The organism is Brucella intermedia LMG 3301, from assembly GCF_000182645.1.
GTDB lineage: Bacteria > Pseudomonadota > Alphaproteobacteria > Rhizobiales > Rhizobiaceae > Brucella > Brucella intermedia.
This window is the reverse complement of the sequence record NZ_ACQA01000002.1, coordinates 1,208,649-1,230,000: the sequence shown is the minus strand read 5'-3', so window position 1 is coordinate 1,230,000 and position 21,352 is coordinate 1,208,649. Positions and strand designations below refer to the sequence as shown.

The following is a 21,352-nucleotide window of genomic DNA, read 5'->3' as shown; positions in this document are numbered from 1 at the left end:
GAAATTGAATTCCCCGTGAAGATGCGGGGTTCCTGCGGTTAGACGGAAAGACCCCGTGCACCTTTACTATAGCTTTACACTGGCATTCGTGTCGGCATGTGTAGGATAGGTGGTAGACTTTGAAGCAGTGGCGCCAGCCATTGTGGAGTCATCCTTGAAATACCACCCTTGCCTATATGGATGTCTAACTGCGGCCCGTTATCCGGGTCCAGGACCGTGTATGGTGGGTAGTTTGACTGGGGCGGTCGCCTCCTAAAGAGTAACGGAGGCGCGCGATGGTAGGCTCAGAACGGTCGGAAATCGTTCGTCGAGTGCAATGGCATAAGCCTGCCTGACTGCAAGACTGACAAGTCGAGCAGAGACGAAAGTCGGTCATAGTGATCCGGTGGTCCCGCGTGGAAGGGCCATCGCTCAACGGATAAAAGGTACGCCGGGGATAACAGGCTGATGACCCCCAAGAGTCCATATCGACGGGGTTGTTTGGCACCTCGATGTCGACTCATCGCATCCTGGGGCTGGAGCAGGTCCCAAGGGTATGGCTGTTCGCCATTTAAAGCGGTACGTGAGTTGGGTTCAGAACGTCGTGAGACAGTTCGGTCCCTATCTGCCGTGGGTGTAGGAATATTGACAGGATCTGTCCCTAGTACGAGAGGGAGTATTCCCTATCAGAGCCGTGGAAGACCACCACGTTGATAGGCCGGGTGTGGAAGTGCGGCAACGCATGCAGCTTACCGGTACTAATAGCTCGATCGACTTGATCACTCCCATTTACAATATCCATCGAACGAAGTTCGATGAAGGCAATATGGCAGTAGGGCAATAAGGCAATATGTTGCCTAAAGCCCTTAACCATCGCCTGCACAGAAAGACAAAGCACAAAGGCAAAGGATAGGCGCAGACCAAACATACTGCCCTATTCCCCTACTGCCTTACTGCCCTGAACCAGCTTCTCATTTGTGTTCTTCGCCGACCTGGTGGTTATGGCGGAGCGGCTGCACCCGATCCCATTCCGAACTCGGCCGTGAAACGCTCCAGCGCCAATGGTACTTCATCTTAAGATGCGGGAGAGTAGGTCGCTGCCAGGTCTGCTAAGCACACAAATCAATCCATCTTCTCAAACCCATGCAAAACAGACCAAATCACGCCCAAAGCGCCAAAAAATACCAAAACCGGTCATAATATCGCACCCATAACGCGGGGTGGAGCAGCCCGGTAGCTCGTCAGGCTCATAACCTGAAGGCCGCAGGTTCAAATCCTGCCCCCGCAACCAAAAATAAAACTCGTCGCACAAGCGGCGGGTTTTGACGTTTAAAGGGGCAATGACGGCAGGTAGCCCGTTGTGGACAGCGGGCCTGGAACGTCATCGAAGCTTCACGCTCCCGAAATACGATGTTCCGCCTGGGGGTGCCGATGCTGATTATTCTGGGTGGACTACCAGCCTCTGGAAAAAGCACGATAGCACAGGCTCTCGCCGTGCGGATCGGGGCTTGCTATCTTCGCGTGGATACCGTCGAGCAGGCAATTCGTTCTGCTGCGCCGCCATCGGCAGGGAATGAGGTCGGTCCGGCAGGATGGCTGCAGAAAACCTTCAGCTGGGCCGTACCGTCATAGTCGATTCGGTGAACGCGACGGAAATCACCCGTCAGGCATTCAGAGACGTCGCGGCAAAAGCCGGCAGTAGATGGGTTCAGGTCGAAGTTGCCTGTTCGGACGTCGAAACGCATCGCCGTCGCACCGAGACGCGAATTATGACGGTCGAAGGATTGACGCCACCAGACTGGGATCAAATACAGAAACGCCACTTCGAGCCATGGAGCACTGATCTGCGCGTGGATACGTCCGTTCTGTCGGTGGAGGAAAGCGTCGAAACGATCATGAAATCGCTTTAAGCGTTGGGACGCCCACCTCCCATCGGCGGAGCTGGAAGCTTCAGCTGCCGGCTTTCACTTCGGCGATGAGGGGCGCATTGGGAGCAAGTGCGTTGCTGGATGGAGCGGCTTCCGTTGATTGCGATACGCATGCCGCTTCGCCCTGCAACTCATGAGCGTCGACCCGCATGGAGGAATTCTTTCTCCAGCCGCCGTGGAAATAAAGGATGGTCGACATCAGCAGGGTCGACAGCATCGCGGCCGGAAAGCTCAGCCAGAGCGCATCGGAACCAAGCTGTTCCCGCAGGCCAATAGCGACGCCGAGGCGCACAGGATACATCGATACGAAAAGAATGATGAGCGGCCAGATGACCTGGCCGTTTGCACGTACGGTTCCGAAGAGAACCATTGTCACGCCGAAAGCGATGAAACCCCAGGTGGCGATCTGACCGATGTGCTGGCCGATCGCGATGGCCGGGCTTTCAGCGCCGAGAAATATCTGCAGAGCCTGCCGGTCGGCGACCAGCAGCAGCCCGGCAAGGCCTTGACGCATGCGTTCTCAAGCATAGCTCAAAGCCGTTACTGATCTTCAATTACGCGGGGGATCGGATGACGAACTGAAAGACGGTTCCAGACGGATGGCCGAGCTATACAACGTACTTCCCGCGAAGCGGCGAACCATTCGTCAAGATCACACTCTAGGAGATTGATTATAACGCCACCTGATGATGTCAGGTTAAGCGTGCAGCCGACCAATGCGGTCAGTCGCTGACGGAGTTCGCGCATACCTCCATTCTACGATTCGCAGACAACGTGGTAAGTGGGCGGTTGATTGTCATGACTTCTGAAAGGTTTTCGGGTTTTTGCTTGGCTTTGTCTGAACCGGCTGCATCGGTTCCGGAAATGGTCTAACTGATCGACCGTGCCATGGCGGGCCATGCCCGCAGCTGGGGCGAAATGCGCGCCAGAAACATCTATGGCAACAGTATCGAGATCGGTAACCTCGATGTCGATGCTTACAGCCTCGGTGCCTACTGGACGCACAGCTGGGAAGACGAAGCCTATTTCGACGCTATCGTCATGCATTCATGGCTCCGCATTGATACGGAATCAGTCGCGGACTATAGTTCCTGCCTCCATGGCATGAATGGATGGTCTCTCGAAGCAGACAAGAAATTTTCGATCAGCGAAAAATGGGTGATCGAACCGCAGGCACAGATTTATTGGCAATACCAGCAGCCGATATTTCGACATCACTGGAGCGTCGTTTGAATATAGTGCTGGCAGTATTCAACGGCCCTTGGCGCCGCACACTTACTGCAATGGAAGGCAGATCTCCTTCTTAGTCACCCAGATTGATATCGAACAAGGCCATCATTTTTTCGCGCACTCTAGCCGTTCTGGTAGCAGATGATTTGTTTGGTGCAGTAGAACATTCAGGAAGTTCTGTGTAACAGGGTTGTCGGTTGAGAGGCTTACCGCATAGACATCAGCTACCAACGGGGGATGTTGAAGAGTCCGATAAATCACATTGGGACGCGATAGCTGGCTGACGGACTCAGGGGCTAGTGCAACACCGAATCCCGCCGCAACCAAACTGAGAAGCGAATATGACTCAACGACTTGCTGAGTGATACTCGGCACAAAACCGTTAGCGATACAGGCGTTCAGCAAATAGTTTGCAAAGCGGGAGTCCGCCAACCTTAGCGAGACATATTTTTCGTTGTTTAACCACTCAAGCCGAATGCTTTCGTGGTGTGCAAGACGATGATCAGCCGACAGAACAACGACGATCTTTTCGGGCCACGCCAGTTCAAGAGTGAGATCAGAATCTTCGGGCGGACTTCTGAGTATACTAAGCTCGGTTCGCCCGGCCTTCAGCGCAATGATTTGTTCTCCGGGAGACATCTCATGTGTGCGTACTTCAACGTCGGGATATTGAGCACAAAACGTATTCATTATATGGGCGAAATGACCAATCAAAATTGAGCCGGTTAGGCCTATATTCAGCACACCAGAATTTCCCTGACCAATTGATCTCGCGTGTTCAGATGCCATCTTTACTTGTTCGAGGATAGACAGCGCTCTTCGGCGGAACACTTCGCCAGCTTTGGTCAGTGTGACACGCCTGCTGGAGCGTTCGAACAAGTCCACGCCAAGTTCTATTTCCAATAGCTTTATCTGATGACTTAACGGCGGCTGCGATATCCCGAGCCGCTGGGCTGCTGTGGTGAAATTGAGCGCATCCGCCACTGCTAGAAAATACCGAAGATGTCGAAGCTCCATGGTCTCACCTCCATCCATATTTTCTTTGAATAGAGAGTAATCAATAAAATATTGGACGTCTAGGTTGTATCGTCAGATGCTATTGGAGGGCGATGGTGACAGGTAGTCCAACGAAGATACCTGACTGCATCGGAGCGGACCGTGTTGGATAACCCGCAGCGCTGATGCTAATAGCCCCATCGAGAGGGAGGATCAAATGGCGCGTTTTTTCAAGTCCCTGTTTGGGCAAGTTATCTTCGCATTAATCCTAGGTATATTGGTGGGCGTATTCTGGCCCCAGTTTGCTGTATCGTTAAAACCACTGGGCGATGGCTTCATTAAGCTCATTAAAATGATTATCGCTCCCTTGGTTTTCTGTGTTGTGGTCCACGGAATTGTTGGAGCCGGGGACCTGAAGAAGGTTGGCCGCGTGGGCTTGAAATCCCTGATCTATTTTGAAGCAGTTACCACAATCGCTCTCGTTCTGGGAATTATCCTCGCGTATACATTCTCACCGGGCAAGGGAATGAACGTCGACGTCAGCTCGCTCGACGCGACGGCCTTGACGACCTATACCGCAAACGCCGAACAGGTCACTGACACGGTTGGCTTCCTGATGAAGATTATTCCGACGACTGTTTTCAATGCGTTTACCACCGGAGACATTCTTCAGGTTCTGCTCATTTCGATTCTTTTCGGCGCTGGCCTAGCTCTCATGGGAGAAAAAGGCAGATCTGTGGGAAACATGATCGAAGAAGTGGGGGCCGTACTCTTTAAAATCATTGGGTTTATTGTGCGTCTTGCTCCGCTCGGCGTTCTGGGTGCGGTTTCCTTTACTGTCGGACGCTACGGCATTGCGTCGCTGCAACAACTCGGGTTTCTTGTATTGTTGTTTTACGCTGGCGTGTTTTTTTTCGTATTTGTTGTACTTGGTGCGATCCTGAGGATGGCCGGGTTCAGCATTATAAGCCTCATCAAGTATTTCCGGGAAGAATTGGCCGTCGTAACGGGAACAGCATCCTCGGATAGCGTCCTGCCGCAGGTCATGCGTAAACTGGAGGGATTGGGGATCAAGGATTCGACAGTTGGGCTGGTCATTCCAACGGGATATTCATTCAATCTGGATGCATTCTCACTCTACCTCACGCTTGTCGTTGTCTTCATCGCACAAGCGACCAATACCGATCTGTCATTCGGTCATATGCTGCTGATCCTTGGCGTCGCCTTGCTTACATCAAAAGGTGCGCACGGAATTCCAGGCTCAGCAATTGTCGTTCTCGCGGCGACGCTCTCGGCTATTCCCGACATTCCAATGATCGGGCTGGTCCTTGTCCTGTCGGTGGACTGGTTTGTCGGCATCGTCAGAGCTCTTGGAAACCTGATCGGAAACTGCGTGGCGACCGTGGTTATCGCGACCTGGGAAGGTGACATAGACAAGGAAAAGGCTGACCGCGTCCTTGCCGGCGAAAGAGATTTCGATACGTCGGTCGTTCTGACCGAACCAGCCTCGACCGTCGCCGTCAAAGTCAACAGCTGAGGACTAGCAATAAATCTAAAGAAATTGCGCCCGGCACCGTGCTGGGCGCGAGCCTCCCTTTTCCCGCGATCTACTCGCTGCATTTTAGAATTCGTGGAGAACGATTGTGAACAAACCAGCGTATTTTGCGCCTATCGGCGGTCATCCGGGTCAAACAGAATTATTGACAGGGCGTTCAATATTTACCCAAGCGTATGCCGTATTGCCAAAAGGAACAATGCGGGACATTGTCACCAGTTATCTTCCATTCTGGACTGGAACACGTCTCTGGGTTTTGGCGCGTCCCCTATCGGGATTTGCAGAAACATTTTCGCAATACATAATGGAAGTCCAGCCGGGAGGGGGAAGCGATCATCCTGAAACTGACGGCCGTGCGCAAAGCGTAATTTTTGTTCTCGACGGCACGGTGACACTGACCATTGAAAATGAACATCACGAGCTGGAGGCCGGGGGCTATGCATATATTCCAGCGGGAGCAGGCTGGAAGCTCCATAATACCGGTGACGTGGTCACTCGTTTTCACTGGATACGCAAACAGTACGAGATGTTGCATGGACTTACTTTTCCAGACCCAATAGTGGCAAACGAACGTGATATTCTGCCCACCCCTATGCCAGACACTGACGGGCGTTGGGCAACCACCAGATTTGTCGATCCCTCCGACATGCGGCACGACATGCATGTTACAATCGTTACGCTGGAGCCCGGCGCAGTAATCCCTTTTTGCGAAACCCACGTGATGGAACATGGGCTCTACGTGCTGGAGGGAAAAGCAGTTTACAAACTCAACAAGGATTGGGTTGAGGTAGAAGCAGGCGACTTTATGTGGCTTCGAGCGTTTTGCCCCCAGGCCTGCTATGCAGGTGGCCCGGGCAAGTTTCGATATCTGCTTTACAAGGATGTCAATCGACACGCCGAACTTCGGTACGGTTCCAGATAGTAGGCCCCGATGTCACTGGCATGGATTGCGTCTACTTGTGTAACGTAGCGAGGCCCGCGACGGCAACAGGCCTGGTTATAACGTTCGAGTTCGATTTTGAGAATTGCGACGGCCCGTTTGTGGCAAGTTCCCGTCATTAGAGCTAGGCTAGGTTCACCCAAATAGAAGGACTCGACTTCCGCCTCAAGTGATTGCCCATCACAGGATCTGTTCAAATGCCCTCTATTCGTTGCAGATACTGATCGTAGTTCCGCAAAATCCGTCATAACATTCCGGCTTCTTTTGCGTGAACGCCAGATCAATTCCAGCCGATGGCAGGGAGATGGCTTCGCGATCCAGCCGAGTTAGTTCTCCTGTCTCTGAATTTCCTTCAACATCAGCAAAGCAATCATCTCTGCCGACGGCATCAGGTCTCGCTAAGAAATTGGATGGCGAATGAACTGGATGACGGTACCCACGAGACACGTCGCGAAGAACTCGGGGTGACGTCGGCGCGAAATGTCCTGCCCTGCCTGCGCCGGAAGCAGTCGATCACACGGTAATGCTTGAACACGGGAAACTGGAACAGTTGATGTGTCGGACGGCGCGAAAGGTGGTCCTTTCACGGCTGCAGCAATCGTGGCAGGGCCTAAACACGGAAGCGCCACAGTTGCCGGAACTCATGTATCGTTCGTTCTTGAGACAGGTTTCCGCGGAACAGCAGTCGTCAAATATACGCTAGCGAATTCATTTGGCACGTCTGCTGTCCATACGATCAAGTTCCTCATGGCAGCAAGGCCGGGATATAGCCAAGGATCAGGAAGTGATTGGCATCCTTACGGCGCAAGTACAGTCAACGCGACGCATGGCACGCGACCAGACTAACAATTTCGCCAGCCGAATGGAGAAACTGCACAATGAAGGAGACGGAGCCAGACGGAGTGATCTCGGTGGCGTCCGGTTGGGTTTTGCATCGGAAAAGGATGACCAATTAGCTAAGGCGTCTCGAACATCGCTGAACGAATTTGGAGAGACGGGGCAGACCGCATTCAACAACAAGATAGCTATCTGGTCTGGAGGATATGTGAACTTTGGTGACTTCAACGCCGACGAAACCGCGATCTCATCCACGACCGTCGGTGCCTCAGGAGGCATCGATTACCGTTTTTCATAATCCTTCGTTGCGGGCTTTGGTTTTGGTTACGGACGTGACAAATCCGATGTCGGTTCGGAAGGTCCTGAAAGCGAGGCGAAGGCTATTTCAGCAGCGGTATATGGATACTATCATCCATCAACCGGTATCTTCATTGACGGTCTTGCGGGCTACTCGTCGCTGGACTTCTCCAGCAGGAGATTTGTGACGCCCACGGGAGAGTATGCAATCGGTGATCGGAAGGGAGGTCAGCTTTTCGGGGCGATCACGTAGGATATGAATTCCGGAAGCACAAGCTCCTCATTTCTCCGTATGTCCGCGTTGAGGGCGCTTATGCGAAGCTAGATGCTTTTGACGAACTAAGTGGTCCCCCATGCTATCAGTTACAGCGACCAAGCTGTATCCAGCCTGGCCGGTGTGCTCGGGTGCGCCTCAAATATGAATTCGATATCAGGTTCGCCAGCGTCCAGCCCTCAGTTAGGATTAAATACACCTGCGACTTCGATAGTAGTTCACGTGCCAATGCTGGGCACACTGACCTCGTCGGGTTGACCAGTGTCATCGATATTGATGGCTCCGATAATGAACGCTTGGCACTTGGTTTGGTGTCGACACGAGCTTTGACAATGGGCTCACTTGGCATCGATTACCGCTACAGCACAGGCAATTCAGAAGGTAATCATGGCATCGGCTTGAGGTTGAAATCAACTTTTTGAATTTTGAGAAAAAAGCGTCGTGTTTTTGAAAAAACAAGTGGTGCTCAAAAATCGCCTTGAACCTGCAGATTGGGAGGCTTGTACCATTGGCTTTCGTCAATCTGGACCATGAACCCCTTTGGGTGCCAAAAGGACCAATACCCCACCTCATCTGGACAACGCCGAATGCTTGCGTCGCCGATGGTTTTGAAATGGGGAAGACCGACCGATCTGGTTCCAAGCTAATCATCGCTGTACTTCTGGAGCTTGCGCACAGCAATGCCGTCGTATCCTCGCCGGATTTCGTGCACGCCGGCAAGCCCATCGTTCCCACCGACCTCAACCGCTTCCGCTGTATCTGGACGCGCTTACAAGACGGAGCGATGTTTCGATGGCGTTTGAAAAGGACTGGCTGCCGTTGATATGCAAGGCTCCATAATCCTTGACGAGCCAAGCCTTGTTCGCGCTGCCGCTTAGAATGGAAGCGGCCCTAGCTATCTCATGGAAGCCGATGTACGTGAGGACATTGGGGACGGGTTCGCGCGTGTTTTCGGGGATTGGACGCCGCCCCTTGTGTCTCGCGCGCTCTATTATCTCAAAGCCGAGGCTTCGAGATAGGCCAGGTCCGACGTCAGTGCGCAGTGTGTTTTCGCCCAAGCTTAATTGACCAGATGACACAGCGTCTCGACATCCTGGTCCGTCAAAATCCCGGCCAGCATGTCGCGGCGGTTCATCGGCAGGATCGCTGCAATCGTATCGAGTGCTTGTGCGATGTTCGATTGGAGCGTCAGCAGTCATGGGTAAGCCCTCGATGATTCTGGGTGAAGTTTGAGGACGGTCTTTCCGAAATCCTGTCCCTTGAACAGAAGTGTTGACAGCAGCGACAGCATAGGAAGACCGTCTCCCATGTTCAGACCGGCGGCCACCGTCCCATGACGAAATTCATTGAGATGATGAACCGTTGCAGTGTCTCTGATCAGGCTACCGACAGAAAAGCGAATTTCTCTGCAAAGAGCGACAAGACGGTCTCGTTACCCCTTGCCGACAATCTGCTCGCTTCAGAGTGTGACTAAAATTGAATGCACCAACGACTTTTATAGAACGAAACTGGGTGCTTCCCTTTTGTCGTCCTTTCGATGCGAATAAGTGAGGTGCCGAATTAAACATCCTCGGCGCCCGAACGACTAATATGGCGTTTGAGCAAAGCGGCGGCAAATTCAAAGTCCTTGTTCTCGATGGCTTCCAGAATGCCTAAGTGATCTCTACAAGCCCTGCGGATGCGTTCTTCGCCCAAACGGTCAAAATCAGAATATTCGGTCATGCGGCGCAGATAATTTTGCCAACGCACAGATTGCGTAAAAAAGCGATTATTCGCCCCACGAAACAATGGTTTCGTGGAAGTTCGCATTGGCGTTGAACCAAAGATCCCTTGTGAGGCTTCTAATAGGCAGTACCGAAATTTCTATTTGCTCGCGCTGTAAGGCGGCAAGCTGGTTGAGATCGGGCATATAATCTGGTTGCGAAAGCGCACCGCACTCGATCACCAGACGGAAGGCGTAGCTTTCATTGACCGCGCGCTCATTATCGAGAGACTCTGCAAAGCGCCAGCCATGGCCCGGAAGGCGTTCTGCCAGACCTTCGGTGGCAAAGCGCATCAGAACCCGGCGCACCGCGCCGCGTGTCGCACCCAACTGATCGGCAAGTTCGGTTTCTGATACCTCGTCGCCAACCGCGCCAGACGCGCGCGCGCTCATCAGACGCCGGTAGAGTTCTTCCGACTCCGATGGGGGCAGTAGATTGTCGTTGAGTTCGTTCGGCTCGGGAATGCGGTGCAACTGATATCCGCGATTGGGCGTTTGACTGACAATACCTTGCTTTACAAGAAGATTGAGCACCTGTCGCACGGGCGACCGCGATACACGGAGCTCTTTTGCAATGGCAACATCCGACAGCCGGTCGCCAATATTCCAGCGTGCAGCGGATATGAGCGAGACCATTTTATGTGCGACCTCCGCCTGAAGACTGCTCAGACCGATTTCGCCTTCCGTTGATCTCTCAACGTCCATATTCATGCGCAGCGCCCCCTGAATGCGTTCATCCATGAACCTGTGCTCAAAGAATACGGGATATTTCGCAACAGACCATTTCTTTCTCGTATAGCCTATCCCATTGGGACGACAGGCGAATATTCCTGCAGGAATGGTGAAAACACATTGTTTCTGACATTAACAAAAAACTGTTGACTCTGCAATAATTGAATGTGATTTGTATTAAGTAGATACAAAATACAAAACATGGATTGAATATGTCAGTTGTCCCATTTCCATTCGTTACAGTTTCGGGCGTGCCGGAAGAGCGCGGGCGCCAATATGGGGTGCTGGCAGCAGAACGCATCCGGCGCAGCGCTGGTCTTTATTCCGGCACGCTCGACGCGTTTGGTCTTTCGCCTGAACGCAGGCAAAGCCTCATCGAAGAATTTGCCGGCCGGATCGAGGAATTCGACGCGTCCTATGTCGAGGAAATGCGCGGTATCGCCAAAGGCGCGGATGTGCCGTTTGAGCAGATCGTCATGATCAATGCACGAACGGAAGTCGTTGCGATGGCGCGCGCGGAAACGGGTTCGCCTGATCCTGAAGAGCAGGATGATGGCTGTACCGGTGCTCTCATCATGCCTGCAAAAAGTGCCTCTGGTAATCTGGTTCATGGTCAGAACTGGGACTGGCGTTCTGAATGTGTGGAAACCGGTATCGTGCTACGTGTTCGCAACACTAACGGCCCCGATTTTGTGACGTTTGTCGAGGCTGGTGGACTGGCGCGCAGCGGCTTCAATGAAGCAGGAATTTCGATCACCGCCAATTATCTCGAATGCGAACGCGACTATAAGAAGCTGGGCGTTCCTCTCGGCCTCGTGCGCCGAAAGGTGCTTGAACAGGAGCATTTTGCAAAAGCAATCAAAGCTGTGGCTTCGACACCAAAATCCTGCTCCAACAATATCATGATTGCGACGAGTGCCGGTTTCGGCATCGATTTTGAATGCGCGCCGGATGAATCCTTCCCGATCCTGCCGGAGAATGATCTGATCGTTCATGCCAATCATTGGGTCAGTCCGATCGCGTTGACGAAGTTGCGCGACACCGGCATCCCGTTTGTACCTGAAAGCTTCTACCGCGATTGGCGCGTTCGCCAGTTACTTGAATCACATGTTGGAAAAATTGGCCGTAAGGAGTTGAAGGAAGCTCTGTTTGACGATTTCCTGACACCTTATGCTGTCTGCCGCCCGCCACGTTCTGGCAATCACGACAATATCACGGCCACAGTTGCTATGGTGGTGATGGAAGCAGCGCTTGGCATGATGGAAATCGCGCCGCTGCCTGCTTTGAACCGCCAGTTTGCGACCTACTGTCTGCAGGATTATACGCCGCTACCGTCCGATGCCGCGCCACGCGCGAAATCCCTCTTTATCGAAGGCTAAAGAAATGCTGCGCTTTGCGCTTTCCAGAATAGGCATGGCCATTCCAACATTGCTGATCGTGGCAGTGGCTGTGTTTGTGATTGTCCGGTTGATACCGGGCGATCCTGCAGCCCTGATGCTGGGTGATTCTGCAGATGCTGCGACGCTGGCCGCGCTGCGCGAGCAGTTGGGCCTCGATCACAGCATCTTCACCCAGTTTCTGATCTGGGGCGGCAATGTTCTGCATGGCGATCTTGGCGTTTCCATTGCCAACCAGCAGTCGGTTCTTTCGCTGGTTCTGGAGCGCTTTTCGGTAAGTGCACGTATTGTCTTGTCAGCAGTGGTGCTTTCTACGCTTGTCGCTGTTCCGCTTGGAATGGTCGCCGCCTGGAAGCAGAACAGCCTGACTGATCTGACGCTTGTGACCTGTGCCACCTTGCTGCTTTCGGTTCCGGCATTCTGGATGGGCTTGCTGTTGTTGCTGGCCTTTGGCCTCAAGCTCGGCTGGTTACCGGTTGTCGGCTATGTCAGCTTTGGTGAGAACCCATGGAAAGCGTTTCTCTATCTGGTTTTGCCGATCACCACACTGTTTCTGCATGAAATCGGCGTCATTCTGCGGATGGCGCGCGCCTCGACGCTTGAAGTGCTGAACCTTGATTACATTACCCATGCCCGCGCCAAGGGACTGTCGGAAGCAACCGTGATGTGGCGTCATGCTTTCCGTAATGCGTTTGGCCCGACCTGGACACTGTTGGGGCTGATCCTTGGCAATCTGCTTGGCGGTATCGCTGTTGTGGAAACTGTCTTCACGATTCCCGGACTTGGCAGGCTTCTCGTCGATGCCATCTTTGCTCGGGATTATCCCCTCATTCAGGGCTGTTTGCTGTTCACAGCCTGCGTTTATGTGCTGGTCAATCTGCTCGTGGACCTTCTCTATCCGCTCTTCGACCCGAAGGTGACGGCGAAATGAAAAATCCCTCTCTCAACGCGATTATTGGCGGAATTCTGACCGCAACGCTTCTCACGATAGCGGTGGTAGGTTCCTTCTGGACGCCTTACAACCCGCTGGCACTGGACTTTACCGCGCGCCTTGCGCCGCCAAGCGCTGTGCATTGGCTAGGAACGGATGAATTTGGGCGCGACCAGCTGAGCCGCCTTATGAGAGGCGCATCGGCCAGTGTTTCAATCAGCGTGTTCACAGTCTTTCTCGCCACCCTCGGCGGTGTACTTATCGGGGCGATCAGCGGCTTCTTGCGTGGCTGGTTCGACCGGCTGTTGATGATGGTCAATGATGCTCTGCTGGCATTTCCCGGCATATTGATGGCGCTTGGTCTGCTGGCCGTCTTCGGTGCCAACAAGAATGGCATCATCTTGGCACTTGCCCTGGCCTATATGTCTTCGGTGATCCGCGTGGTCCGTGGCACGGTTTTGAGCCTGCGTGAACGGGAGTTCGTTGAGGCTTCCCGCGTCATGGGCAACTCGGAAATCTATACGATGGTGCGCCATATTCTGCCCAACTGTCTGGCACCGGTTCTGGTCATGGCAACGTCCATGTGCGGCTGGGCAATTCTCGCAGAAAGTTCGCTCAGCTTTTTGGGTCTGGGTGTGCCGCCGCCAGCGCCCACTTGGGGCAACATGCTGGCCGGAAGCCGCAATTTCATTGAGCAGGCTGTTTGGCTTGGTATTTTCCCCGGCCTCGCAATTTCGCTGTCGCTGCTTGGTATTAATCTTCTTGGAGACGCGTTGCGCGATCGCCTCGACCCACGCATGAGGAAGCGCTCATGACTTCCGCACCCCTGCTTGAAATCGACGATGTAAGCCTGCGTGTTGGTGATAGTGCGCTGGAGATCGTCAAGCGCGCTTCCTTCTCCATAGAAGCTGGCGAAATTCTCGGCATCGTTGGTGAATCCGGCTCTGGAAAAACCATGCTCGCGCGGGCGGTCATGGGGCTGGTTCCGGCGTCCATTAAAACAAGTCATGGTGCGATCCGCTTCAAGGGTCAGAACGTGTCAACGATGTCGCCGACCGCTTTGCGCGGGCTCCGTGGCGATGGTATTGCCATGATTTTTCAGGAGCCGATGACTTCGCTCACCCCGTCACTGACTATCGGGCGGCAGCTTGAAGAAGGGCTTGAACTGCACTTTCCCGCCGAGAAGGCGCAACATGCCGAATGGATCAGAGCCATGTTGTTGCGTGTTGGTATTGCCGATCCTGATCGGGCAATTGAGGCGTTCCCACATGAGTTCTCAGGCGGAATGCGCCAGCGCATCATGATCGCCTGCGCGATGCTCATGAAGCCAGATCTGCTGATCGCGGACGAGCCGACCACTGCGCTTGATGCAGTTATCCAGCGCGAGGTTATGGAGTTGCTGGTCGATCTCACGCGGGAACGCGGCACGACCGTTTTGCTGATTAGTCACGATCTTCCAATGATTGCGCGCTATTCCAATCGTGTGGTTGTGATGCGCCATGGTGAAGTGGTTGAAACGGGCGATACCGCTGATGTTCTGGCAAAGCCTCGGCATGATTACACCCGCAACCTACTCTCGACATTGCCGGTTCGTGGACCTTCGCGCGTGGTTCCAAAGGCTGATCCGCTGATCAGCGTGCGCGATCTTGTTGTCGATTTTGAAGCCCGGGGTGGCTGGTTCAAGAAAACTGGCGGCAAACGAGCTCTGCATGGGGTTACTATTGACGTCCTGCCAAACGAGGTTGTCGCCGTGGTTGGCGGTTCCGGTTCGGGCAAGACTACAGCCGCGCGGGTGATGGCCGGACTAGTCAGGCCGAGCGAAGGGAAGCTGTTGTTCAAGGGGCAGCCTGTCGAGAGACGTTCATCCCAATATCACGAATATCGTTATCATACGCAGATGGTGTTTCAGGACCCTTATTCATCGCTCGACCCGCGTATGAAAGTGGGTGAGTTGGTCGGCGAGGCCCTTCGTTTCTCGAAAGAGCTTTCCTCCAGCCAGAAAGTGGATCGTATTCGCGAAACACTGGAGGACGTTGGCCTCGGTGGAGATTATGCCAATCGTTATGCGCATGAAATGTCGGGTGGTCAGCGTCAGCGCGTGGCGATTGCGCGCGCACTCGTGCGACGTCCCGCTTTTGTCATCGCCGATGAAGCAGTCTCGGCACTTGACGTAACGGTGCGCGCGCAGGTTCTCGATCTCTTCGCCAAGCTGCAGCAGAGCTATGGCTTCGGCTGCCTGTTCATTACCCATGATCTGGGCGTGGTTGAACAAATTGCCGATCGTGTGGTCGTCATGAACGATGGTCGTATCATCGAGCAGGGAACGCGCGACGAGATTTTCGACGCGCCACAAAACGACTATACCCGCCGACTTTTGTCAGCCATTCCAATGCTCGAACTGACGGGCGAGGGCGGCGTCAAACTCAAATGGCGGGGCAATAATGCAAATACGAAACCGGGAGAGGCGGGCGGTCATGTCCATCACTGAGGAAAAGCCTGTCACCAAGCGGCAGGGCCATGGTAAAAAGCTCAGCTTCTACGATTTCGGGGCGACCACGTTTTTTGCAAGTCAGTTCGATCAGCGTTTCAGTTACTGCCTTTATGTCCCCGAGGACTATGATGAAGACGGCACCGAGACGCACGAACTGCTCGTCATCATTCACGGGACGGGACGGACGGCGGCACAATACCGCGATCACTTCGCAAATTTTGCGCGAGAGAACCGCTGCATTGTACTGGCACCGCTGTTTCCAGCCGGCATCGTCGTGAAGGGCGATCTTGCCAATTACAAGCGCATTGAGTTCCAAGGCATTCGCTTTGACCATATTCTGCTGTCGATGATCGACGAGGTGGCCGCCAAATATCGCCTTAAAAGCAATCGCGCCCTCATGTACGGCTTTTCGGGCGGCGGGCAGTTCTGCCAGCGCTTTTTCATGCTGCATCCTCATAGGCTCAAGGCGGTCTCTATCGGAGCGCCGGGCGTCGTAACTCTGCTCAACTCTGATTATGACTGGTGGGTTGGCGTTCGCGATGTTGAAGCACGTTTTGGCTGCCGCCTCGATCTTGAAGCGATGAAGGCCGTGACGGTTCAAACAGTGATCGGTGAGGAAGACACCGCAACCTGGGAAATCGGCATCCCGCATAACAGCGCGCTTTGGATGGACGGAGCTGATCTGCAAGGCGAGTGTCGCATTGACCGTATTGAAGCACTGGCAAAGTCGTTTGAAGCGCGTGGCATCGCGGTTCACCGGGACAGGGTGCCGGGCGTAGCTCACGAGCCTTTCAAAGTGTTGGAGCCTGTCGAAGCGTTTTTCGCGGATATGCTCAGATCACAAAGCTGACCCATGCCGCAAAATGAAAAACAAAAGGGGAAACAAAATGTTCAATTCAATCTCACTAGGCTCTGCACTTAGCATTGCGCTATTTGGGCTCAGCATCACATCCCACCAGGTACTTGCTGCAGACGAGGAAACCTTGCGTGTCGCCATTCACTCTGATGTTGCGAGCATCAATCCGGGCGTTAATCGCGATGCAAATGCCGATATGGTTGTTGCCCATATTGCCGAAGGTCTGGTCGCTTATGGCGACGATCTCGCAATCAAGCCGATGCTGGCAGAGAGCTGGACCTCGAATGCCGATCATACGGTCTATGAATTCAAATTGCGCAAAGGCGTCAAGTTCCAGAATGGCAAAGACCTGACTGCCAAGGATGTCGTCTGGAATTTCGAGCGTTATCTCAAGCCGGATACAGCGTTTCAATGCGTCAATCGCTATAGTGGCAAGGTCGATTCCGAGTTGAAGACGGTCGAGGCTGTTGATGACAACACGGTGCGCTTCAGCTTCGCAGCTCCTGCGCCAAACTTTGTCATCACCATGGCTACCATCCAGTGTACCCCTTGGATACTGAGCCCGGAATCCGTTGATGCGGATGGCAAGTTTGTAAAGCCGATTGGTACAGGTCCCTATGCTTTTTCCAAATGGGAGCGTGGCCGTTATCTGGACCTGACCCGTTTCGATGATTATTCGGCTCTGTCCGGCGATCTCGACGGTCTGGGAGGGAACAAGAAAGGTCATGTAAAGACCATTCAGTTCATGACTGTTCCAGATTCCAGCACGCGCACGAATGGTCTGCTTTCCGGTGAGATCGACTTCATCGATGAGGTGGAGCCGACTGGCGTCAAGGATCTGGAAGCGAAGGGTATGAAGATCAATGTGCAGCAGACGCCTGCATGGATGGTGCTTCAACTTCAGTCCACTTCCGATAAGCTGAAAGATCCACAGATGCGTCAGGCAATTGCTCACGCCATCGATCTTAACCAACTGGCAGCGGCGATCGGTGAGGGCATGTACGCGCCAAACCCGTCGGTCATTGCACCAAACACCATCTATTCGGATAATCAGGCGTCTGCCTGGCCGGCATATGATCCAGCCAAAGCGCAGGATCTGCTGACCAAGGCAGGCTATAAGGGCGAACCGATCAGCCTTCTGGTCGCCAACCGCCAGAACCGCGTGCAGGTTGCCACGATCGTTCAGGCATTCCTTGCAGCCTCCGGGATAAATGCGCAGCTCGAAGTGCGTGACTGGGCGACCCAGCTCGATCAGTATCGTCGGGGCGCATACGAACTTGCCGTTTTCGCTTATTCGGCTCGCCTTGATCCGCTGTTGTCTTTCCAGTCGATGATCGGTGACAAGAAGGCTGATGCCGCGCGCCAGTGGGATGATGCCAGGGCGGAAGACCTTCTCAAGCAGGTTTCAGCGAAGAGTGATGTCGAAGAACGCAAGAAGCTCTTCAACGAACTCAACACACTGATGGGCGAGCAGGTTCCGATCCTTGGTCTGGTAAACTTGCCATCGATCACAGCTGCTGGCCCAAAAGTGAACGATTTCAAGGGCTGGGCTGGTGATACGCTTCGTTTCTGGACAGTCAGCAAGACACAGTAAAACGCTCCGCTTTGCGAGCTTAGCATTGGGATAACCCCATGACGTCTACATCCTTTGACTACACCCGGACCGACGCTGTCGGTTTGGGAGAGGCCATTCGCGCAAAAATTCTGTCTCCGCATGAGGCTGTTCATGAGGCATTTGCAGCGATTGATCGGTGCAATCCCAAGCTGAATGCTGTGATCCATGAGATGCGCGATCAGGCGGAAGAACAGCTTAAATCGCTGCCAGCGGGTCCGCTCAGCGGTGTTCCGGTTTTGTTGAAGGACGATTGCCCTTCCTATGCCGGTGCAGCAATGTCCTTTGGATGTCGTGCGGCCGAGGGAAATATCTCGCAGCGCGATCACGAGCTCGTCAAACGGTACAAATCTGCTGGTCTGGTTGTGGTAGGCAAGACCAATTTGCCCGAGTTTTCCTGCAATATCGCAACGGAATCCTCGCTGCATGGTCCTGCACTTAATCCCTGGAATGTGACACGCAGCATTGGCGGTTCTTCCGGCGGCGCTGCTGCGGCTGTTGCCGCGCGTATGGTGCCTGTAGCCTATGGCAATGACGGAGCAGGCTCGATCCGTATCCCCGCATTTTGTGGGGGGCTTTTCGGGTTGCGTCCGTCGCGTGGGCGTGTCCCATGCGGTCCGGTCTCGACAGAAAACTGGGGTGGAATGGTCAGCCATCATGTGCTGACGCGTTCGGTTCGCGATTCCGCAATGATGCTTGATTTGACAGATGCGCTTGAACCAGGTTCGCTTTACGCAGCCCCAGCCAAAACGGACCTGTTCGTCAACAGTGTCAAAATGGCGCCGCGGAAGCTTCGTATTGGCGTCTGGCAGAAGTCCGACCTTCGTCGTGATGTGGACGAGCAGACGGTCGCAGCACTGGAGGCCACGATCGCGCTGTGCAAACAGCTGGGACATAGCATTGTTCGGGTGAAGCCTGATTTTGACGGCGTTCAGCTTGCAGATGCCGTACAAAAACTGATCGCCGTTTACACCGCAATTGAAGTGACGGATGTTGCCACGACGATGGCAAAGCCTGCCAATGACCTCTATTTTGAGCCTTCAAATCTGGGGTTGGCCGCTTATGGCAATGGCTTGACTGCGACAGAGGTTATTCAAGCGCGTTTGACCGCGAACGGTACGGCGCGCAGCTTTGGTCGTCTGTTTGAAGAATGCGATGTGGTGCTAAGTCCGGTGATGCCGGTTGGATCATTTCCGCTTGGCATGCTCGATGTGCGCTCACCCGATTGGAAGGGTTTTGCCCGGCAGTTTCTGGAGCTGACAACCTTCACTCATCCGGTCAACGCTGCCGGCTTGCCTGCGATGAGCGTTCCACTTCACGAAACGTCTGATGGCCTGCCAATCGGCAGCCAGTTCATTGCCCCTTATGGGGCTGAAAATCTTCTATTCGAACTTGCAGGTCAGTTGGAGGCCATGTGCCCCTGGTCGGATCGAATACCCGCCGTTCACGCCTGAAATCAAGAGACAAGCGATGCTCTATACAAAGCCCTATTTCCAGCCGTCCGATATGACCGAGGTTTTCGATCTCGTAGATAGAATGGTGCTTGGTACTTTGATCACCAGCCATGAGGATGGCGTTGCGATATCGCACCCGGTCTTCGTGATGGATCGGACACGCGGCGAAAACGGCACGCTGGTCTCGCATGTTGCTGCATCCAACGATCATGTTGAGTTTCTGAAACGTGGCCTGCCATCAATTGCAATCCTGATGGATGCTGGTCATTATGTGTCATCGTCTTGGTATCCGGGTTGTCCGGAAAGGGACAGCGCGCCGACCTGGAGCTTCATGGTTGCTCATATCCATGGCACGCCCAAAATCTTATCGGAAGCAGCGACTGCAAAGCATCTCCAAGAACTCGTCAAACATATGGAAAAGGGTCGTGACAAGCCTTGGCAGATGAAGGAACTCGGCCCCCGGTGGTCTGGAGCGGCGTCTGCGCAATATTGTCGGCTACGAAATGCCTATTGAGAAGATGGAAGTCAAGTTCAAGCTCGGACAGGATGAGCGGGCAGCAGATATGAGTGTTGCGATCAAAAAGTTGCATGAAGAGGGGCGGGAACACCTCGCCGAAATGATGGCCCGTCACTGCAAGCTTACAGAATAAACTGGATTGGGTTTGTGACAGTTCGAGAGTGCCGCAGGAGGCAAGGCAAGCTTGCTCGCTCGGCTTCAGAAAAGAGGCAGCACTGTAGTGCCTACAGAGCAAGAACCAATCAGCTTCTTTGCGAGCGCGGTGCGAAATTGCGGGCGGCATTATTCACCAGCAGATCAATCGAGCCGGCTTCCGTCAAGACGGTCTCGACCAACCTTGTCACGGATGCCTCATCTGTAACGTCACAAGGTAGCATGGTTATACCTTCCAAGTTTTGAAAATTTGCGCGCCTGTTCGTCCCGAACACGCGGTATCCGGCGTTAAGCAGTGCTTTTGCCGTTGCCAGGCCGATGCCGAAAGAGGCTCCGGTAACAAGAGCAACATCAGGTTTTGAGCGATTCATGGGATAGTCCTTAAGTTAGGAAATTTACAGCGCGCCGAGGCTGTCGGTTCGGTTTTTTGAGGCTGCTTCAAATTTCGCCGCTCCAAACGGCGGAAAAGTACGCTGGCATTCACGCCTCCGAAGCCGAAACCATAGGAACGCGCATATTCCATGACTTTCGACTGGGTTCTTTCGCCATGAAACCTAGACCTTTACCGACACTGTCCGGGTCATTTAAATTAAGAGTAGGTGGTACGATCTGGTCGCGCAAAGCAAGGATCGTAAAAATTGCTTCAAGCCCCCGCGGCCCCCAGAAGATGGCCGGTCGTTGATTTGGTTGCACTGACAGCGACGTTGGCCCCGGCACCAAATACGGATCTTATAGCCCTTATTTCTCTGGATCTCCGATCTGTGTGGAGGTTGCGTGTGCATTGACGTGAGCGATATCTTCAGGAAGAACGGATGCCTGAGATATTGCAATCTCTATTGCCCGGCGTGTGCCGCTGCCGTCTTCCGGACCAGATGTGATATGATGAGCGCGCCAGTGCCTGGGTGAAGGCTTCGATTACGAGGATTCCCGCACCTTCTCCCATAACAAACCCAGCGTCAAAGGAACGGGAGGCCTTTTCCGGAGTTTCATTGAAGCCAGTTGAGAGCGATCTTGCGGCAGCAAAGCCGGCAAGGCTGACTTTAATCACACAGGCTTCCGTCCCTACGCAGATCGCGGTATCGGCCTCGTTGGATCTGATAAGGCGCGCGGCGTCTCCGATTGGCCGTTCGTCGGTCCGTCGAAGACAGGGTGCTGTAAGCCGATCGTTTCTCAAGTAACTCAGGAATGTCAGCGTGCGCCAGTGGCCATACGGTGCAAATGTCCGCAGGTCGCTTGCCTCTTGGACGCCAGCCCCTGATCAGCGATATGTTGGCCTTGATCCAGGTCTCATCAATGAAGCAGAACAAAACTGATTTGGGAACCGCTGTCGCTCAGAAAAACACGGAAACGCTCTGGGACTAATTGTGCCCGGAAATAAGACCACATACATCCAGCCAGAACTTTGCGATAG

Annotated in this window: 22 protein-coding genes, 1 tRNA gene, 2 rRNA genes and 5 pseudogenes (1 of these 30 running past the window's edge); 22 read left to right on the top strand and 8 right to left on the bottom strand. The window is 53.7% G+C overall.

Annotated elements, in window-relative coordinates; translation table 11 throughout:
• The 5 genes from OINT_RS18220 to OINT_RS18205 all read left to right on the top strand — a co-directional run.
• A 23S ribosomal RNA gene (locus tag OINT_RS18220) occupies positions 1 to 762 on the top strand (it extends 1,928 nt beyond the left edge of the window).
• Between the two features lie 208 nt (positions 763 to 970).
• Positions 971 to 1,085, top strand: a 5S ribosomal RNA gene (rrf, locus tag OINT_RS18215).
• A 108-nt stretch (positions 1,086 to 1,193) separates the two neighbouring features.
• Positions 1,194 to 1,270 (top strand) — tRNA-Met (locus OINT_RS18210).
• Positions 1,271 to 1,389: 119 nt separating this feature from the next.
• Positions 1,390 to 1,611 (top strand): P-loop nucleotide/nucleoside kinase family protein, encoded by a 222-nt coding sequence (locus OINT_RS24380; RefSeq protein ID WP_006469374.1) that lies wholly within the window; start codon positions 1,390 to 1,392, stop codon positions 1,609 to 1,611.
• On the top strand, positions 1,572 to 1,889 hold the full coding sequence (locus tag OINT_RS18205; protein ID WP_006473496.1) for a hypothetical protein: 318 nt from the start codon (positions 1,572 to 1,574) through the stop codon (positions 1,887 to 1,889). The genes OINT_RS24380 and OINT_RS18205 overlap by 40 nt, the downstream gene beginning before the upstream one ends.
• 40 nt (positions 1,890 to 1,929) lie before the next feature.
• On the opposite strand, the gene OINT_RS18200 is transcribed toward OINT_RS18205, so the two are convergent.
• Positions 1,930 to 2,421 (bottom strand): MATE family efflux transporter, encoded by a 492-nt coding sequence (locus OINT_RS18200; RefSeq protein WP_006469373.1) that lies wholly within the window; start codon positions 2,419 to 2,421, stop codon positions 1,930 to 1,932.
• A gap of 197 nt (positions 2,422 to 2,618) precedes the next feature.
• Between OINT_RS18200 and OINT_RS23150 the strand changes: the two are divergent.
• Both OINT_RS23150 and OINT_RS18195 read left to right on the top strand, forming a co-directional pair.
• Positions 2,619 to 2,780 (top strand): annotated as a pseudogene (locus OINT_RS23150) (DUF1778 domain-containing protein); the annotation flags it as partial.
• 15 nt (positions 2,781 to 2,795) lie between these two features.
• The gene (locus tag OINT_RS18195) at positions 2,796 to 3,140 is read left to right on the top strand and encodes an autotransporter domain-containing protein (RefSeq protein WP_006469372.1); all 345 of its coding nucleotides are present in this window, start codon (positions 2,796 to 2,798) and stop codon (positions 3,138 to 3,140) included.
• A gap of 102 nt (positions 3,141 to 3,242) precedes the next feature.
• Here the strand turns inward: OINT_RS18195 and OINT_RS18190 are convergent, their stop codons facing one another.
• Entirely contained in the window at positions 3,243 to 4,154 is a 912-nt protein-coding gene (locus OINT_RS18190) for a LysR substrate-binding domain-containing protein (RefSeq protein ID WP_050791029.1), read from the bottom strand.
• A 196-nt stretch (positions 4,155 to 4,350) separates the two neighbouring features.
• Here OINT_RS18190 and OINT_RS18185 point away from each other — a divergent pair, with 196 nt between their 5' ends.
• The 6 genes and pseudogenes from OINT_RS18185 to OINT_RS22545 all read left to right on the top strand — a co-directional run bounded on the left by OINT_RS18185 (position 4,351) and on the right by OINT_RS22545 (position 8,859).
• Positions 4,351 to 5,670 (top strand): C4-dicarboxylate transporter DctA, encoded by a 1,320-nt coding sequence (locus OINT_RS18185; RefSeq protein WP_006469370.1) that lies wholly within the window; start codon positions 4,351 to 4,353, stop codon positions 5,668 to 5,670.
• A 106-nt stretch (positions 5,671 to 5,776) separates the two neighbouring features.
• On the top strand, positions 5,777 to 6,610 hold the full coding sequence (locus OINT_RS18180) for a bifunctional allantoicase/(S)-ureidoglycine aminohydrolase (RefSeq protein WP_006469369.1): 834 nt from the start codon (positions 5,777 to 5,779) through the stop codon (positions 6,608 to 6,610).
• 573 nt (positions 6,611 to 7,183) lie between these two features.
• Positions 7,184 to 7,474, top strand: a complete 291-nt coding sequence (locus OINT_RS24450; protein ID WP_410171163.1) for a hypothetical protein — start codon at positions 7,184 to 7,186, stop codon at positions 7,472 to 7,474.
• Positions 7,359 to 7,763, top strand: a complete 405-nt coding sequence (locus tag OINT_RS24170) for a hypothetical protein (RefSeq protein WP_410171164.1) — start codon at positions 7,359 to 7,361, stop codon at positions 7,761 to 7,763. The genes OINT_RS24450 and OINT_RS24170 overlap by 116 nt, the downstream gene beginning before the upstream one ends.
• Before the next feature lie 63 nt (positions 7,764 to 7,826).
• A pseudogene (locus tag OINT_RS24165) lies at positions 7,827 to 8,015 on the top strand (autotransporter domain-containing protein); the annotation flags it as partial.
• Between the two features lie 529 nt (positions 8,016 to 8,544).
• Positions 8,545 to 8,859: a type 2 periplasmic-binding domain-containing protein gene (locus OINT_RS22545; protein WP_006470546.1), complete on the top strand. Its 315-nt coding sequence runs from the start codon at positions 8,545 to 8,547 to the stop codon at positions 8,857 to 8,859.
• 174 nt (positions 8,860 to 9,033) lie between these two features.
• On the opposite strand, the pseudogene OINT_RS24445 reads toward OINT_RS22545, so the two are convergent.
• The 3 genes and pseudogenes from OINT_RS24445 to OINT_RS18165 form a co-directional block, all read right to left on the bottom strand.
• Positions 9,034 to 9,171: pseudogene (locus OINT_RS24445) on the bottom strand (integrase); the annotation flags it as partial.
• Positions 9,172 to 9,596: 425 nt separating this feature from the next.
• Positions 9,597 to 9,824: an FCD domain-containing protein gene (locus tag OINT_RS24160; protein ID WP_006469361.1), complete on the bottom strand. Its 228-nt coding sequence runs from the start codon at positions 9,822 to 9,824 to the stop codon at positions 9,597 to 9,599.
• On the bottom strand, positions 9,805 to 10,539 hold the full coding sequence (locus OINT_RS18165) for a GntR family transcriptional regulator (protein WP_006469360.1): 735 nt from the start codon (positions 10,537 to 10,539) through the stop codon (positions 9,805 to 9,807). The genes OINT_RS24160 and OINT_RS18165 overlap by 20 nt, the downstream gene beginning before the upstream one ends.
• 203 nt (positions 10,540 to 10,742) lie before the next feature.
• On the opposite strand from OINT_RS18165, the gene OINT_RS18160 reads away from it, so the two are divergent.
• The 9 genes from OINT_RS18160 to OINT_RS24155 are packed head-to-tail and all read left to right on the top strand — an operon-like array spanning position 10,743 to position 19,921.
• Positions 10,743 to 11,909 (top strand): C45 family autoproteolytic acyltransferase/hydolase, encoded by a 1,167-nt coding sequence (locus OINT_RS18160; protein WP_230349654.1) that lies wholly within the window; start codon positions 10,743 to 10,745, stop codon positions 11,907 to 11,909.
• A 4-nt stretch (positions 11,910 to 11,913) separates the two neighbouring features.
• Positions 11,914 to 12,858, top strand: a complete 945-nt coding sequence (locus tag OINT_RS18155) for an ABC transporter permease (protein ID WP_006470550.1) — start codon at positions 11,914 to 11,916, stop codon at positions 12,856 to 12,858.
• Entirely contained in the window at positions 12,855 to 13,673 is an 819-nt protein-coding gene (locus OINT_RS18150) for an ABC transporter permease (protein WP_006469357.1), read from the top strand. Before OINT_RS18155 ends, OINT_RS18150 begins: the two co-directional genes overlap by 4 nt.
• Positions 13,670 to 15,346 (top strand): dipeptide ABC transporter ATP-binding protein, encoded by a 1,677-nt coding sequence (locus tag OINT_RS18145; protein ID WP_006469356.1) that lies wholly within the window; start codon positions 13,670 to 13,672, stop codon positions 15,344 to 15,346. Before OINT_RS18150 ends, OINT_RS18145 begins: the two co-directional genes overlap by 4 nt.
• Positions 15,333 to 16,199, top strand: coding sequence for a hypothetical protein (locus OINT_RS18140; RefSeq protein ID WP_006470551.1), 867 nt, complete (start codon positions 15,333 to 15,335; stop codon positions 16,197 to 16,199). Before OINT_RS18145 ends, OINT_RS18140 begins: the two co-directional genes overlap by 14 nt.
• A gap of 37 nt (positions 16,200 to 16,236) precedes the next feature.
• Positions 16,237 to 17,799, top strand: coding sequence for an ABC transporter substrate-binding protein (locus OINT_RS18135; protein ID WP_006470552.1), 1,563 nt, complete (start codon positions 16,237 to 16,239; stop codon positions 17,797 to 17,799).
• A gap of 38 nt (positions 17,800 to 17,837) precedes the next feature.
• Positions 17,838 to 19,271, top strand: a complete 1,434-nt coding sequence (locus tag OINT_RS18130; protein ID WP_006469354.1) for an amidase — start codon at positions 17,838 to 17,840, stop codon at positions 19,269 to 19,271.
• 16 nt (positions 19,272 to 19,287) lie between these two features.
• Positions 19,288 to 19,785 (top strand): FMN-binding negative transcriptional regulator, encoded by a 498-nt coding sequence (locus tag OINT_RS18125; protein ID WP_006469353.1) that lies wholly within the window; start codon positions 19,288 to 19,290, stop codon positions 19,783 to 19,785.
• Positions 19,775 to 19,921 (top strand): hypothetical protein, encoded by a 147-nt coding sequence (locus OINT_RS24155; protein WP_006469352.1) that lies wholly within the window; start codon positions 19,775 to 19,777, stop codon positions 19,919 to 19,921. The genes OINT_RS18125 and OINT_RS24155 overlap by 11 nt, the downstream gene beginning before the upstream one ends.
• A gap of 109 nt (positions 19,922 to 20,030) precedes the next feature.
• On the opposite strand, the gene OINT_RS18120 is transcribed toward OINT_RS24155, so the two are convergent.
• The 3 genes and pseudogenes from OINT_RS18120 to OINT_RS24150 all read right to left on the bottom strand — a co-directional run.
• A complete protein-coding gene (locus OINT_RS18120; RefSeq protein WP_006469351.1) occupies positions 20,031 to 20,312 on the bottom strand; it encodes an SDR family NAD(P)-dependent oxidoreductase in 282 nt (93 codons plus the stop codon).
• Positions 20,309 to 21,061: pseudogene (locus OINT_RS23140) on the bottom strand (beta-ketoacyl synthase N-terminal-like domain-containing protein); the annotation flags it as partial. The gene OINT_RS18120 and the pseudogene OINT_RS23140, both read right to left, overlap by 4 nt.
• Positions 21,061 to 21,239 (bottom strand): annotated as a pseudogene (locus OINT_RS24150) (IS630 family transposase); the annotation flags it as partial. The pseudogenes OINT_RS24150 and OINT_RS23140, both read right to left, overlap by 1 nt.
• Between the last annotated feature and the right edge of the window lie 113 nt (positions 21,240 to 21,352).

Bases quoted from the DNA above. Each gene is read 5' to 3' on its own strand.
- OINT_RS18155 (WP_006470550.1), top strand. From the start codon at position 11,914: ATGCTGCGCTTTGCGCTTTCCAGAATAGGCATGGCCATTCCAACATTG.
- OINT_RS18135 (WP_006470552.1), top strand. From the start codon at position 16,237: ATGTTCAATTCAATCTCACTAGGCTCTGCACTTAGCATTGCGCTATTT.
- OINT_RS18150 (WP_006469357.1), top strand. From the start codon at position 12,855: ATGAAAAATCCCTCTCTCAACGCGATTATTGGCGGAATTCTGACCGCA.
- OINT_RS18200 (WP_006469373.1), bottom strand. From the start codon at position 2,421: ATGCGTCAAGGCCTTGCCGGGCTGCTGCTGGTCGCCGACCGGCAGGCT.
- OINT_RS18125 (WP_006469353.1), top strand. From the start codon at position 19,288: ATGCTCTATACAAAGCCCTATTTCCAGCCGTCCGATATGACCGAGGTT.
- OINT_RS24380 (WP_006469374.1), top strand. From the start codon at position 1,390: ATGTTCCGCCTGGGGGTGCCGATGCTGATTATTCTGGGTGGACTACCA.
- OINT_RS18195 (WP_006469372.1), top strand. From the start codon at position 2,796: ATGGCGGGCCATGCCCGCAGCTGGGGCGAAATGCGCGCCAGAAACATC.
- OINT_RS18205 (WP_006473496.1), top strand. From the start codon at position 1,572: ATGGCTGCAGAAAACCTTCAGCTGGGCCGTACCGTCATAGTCGATTCG.
- OINT_RS18120 (WP_006469351.1), bottom strand. From the start codon at position 20,312: ATGAATCGCTCAAAACCTGATGTTGCTCTTGTTACCGGAGCCTCTTTC.
- OINT_RS24155 (WP_006469352.1), top strand. From the start codon at position 19,775: ATGCCTATTGAGAAGATGGAAGTCAAGTTCAAGCTCGGACAGGATGAG.
- OINT_RS18185 (WP_006469370.1), top strand. From the start codon at position 4,351: ATGGCGCGTTTTTTCAAGTCCCTGTTTGGGCAAGTTATCTTCGCATTA.
- OINT_RS18190 (WP_050791029.1), bottom strand. From the start codon at position 4,154: ATGGAGCTTCGACATCTTCGGTATTTTCTAGCAGTGGCGGATGCGCTC.
- OINT_RS18160 (WP_230349654.1), top strand. From the start codon at position 10,743: ATGTCAGTTGTCCCATTTCCATTCGTTACAGTTTCGGGCGTGCCGGAA.
- OINT_RS18145 (WP_006469356.1), top strand. From the start codon at position 13,670: ATGACTTCCGCACCCCTGCTTGAAATCGACGATGTAAGCCTGCGTGTT.
- OINT_RS18165 (WP_006469360.1), bottom strand. From the start codon at position 10,539: ATGGATGAACGCATTCAGGGGGCGCTGCGCATGAATATGGACGTTGAG.
- OINT_RS18140 (WP_006470551.1), top strand. From the start codon at position 15,333: ATGTCCATCACTGAGGAAAAGCCTGTCACCAAGCGGCAGGGCCATGGT.
- OINT_RS18130 (WP_006469354.1), top strand. From the start codon at position 17,838: ATGACGTCTACATCCTTTGACTACACCCGGACCGACGCTGTCGGTTTG.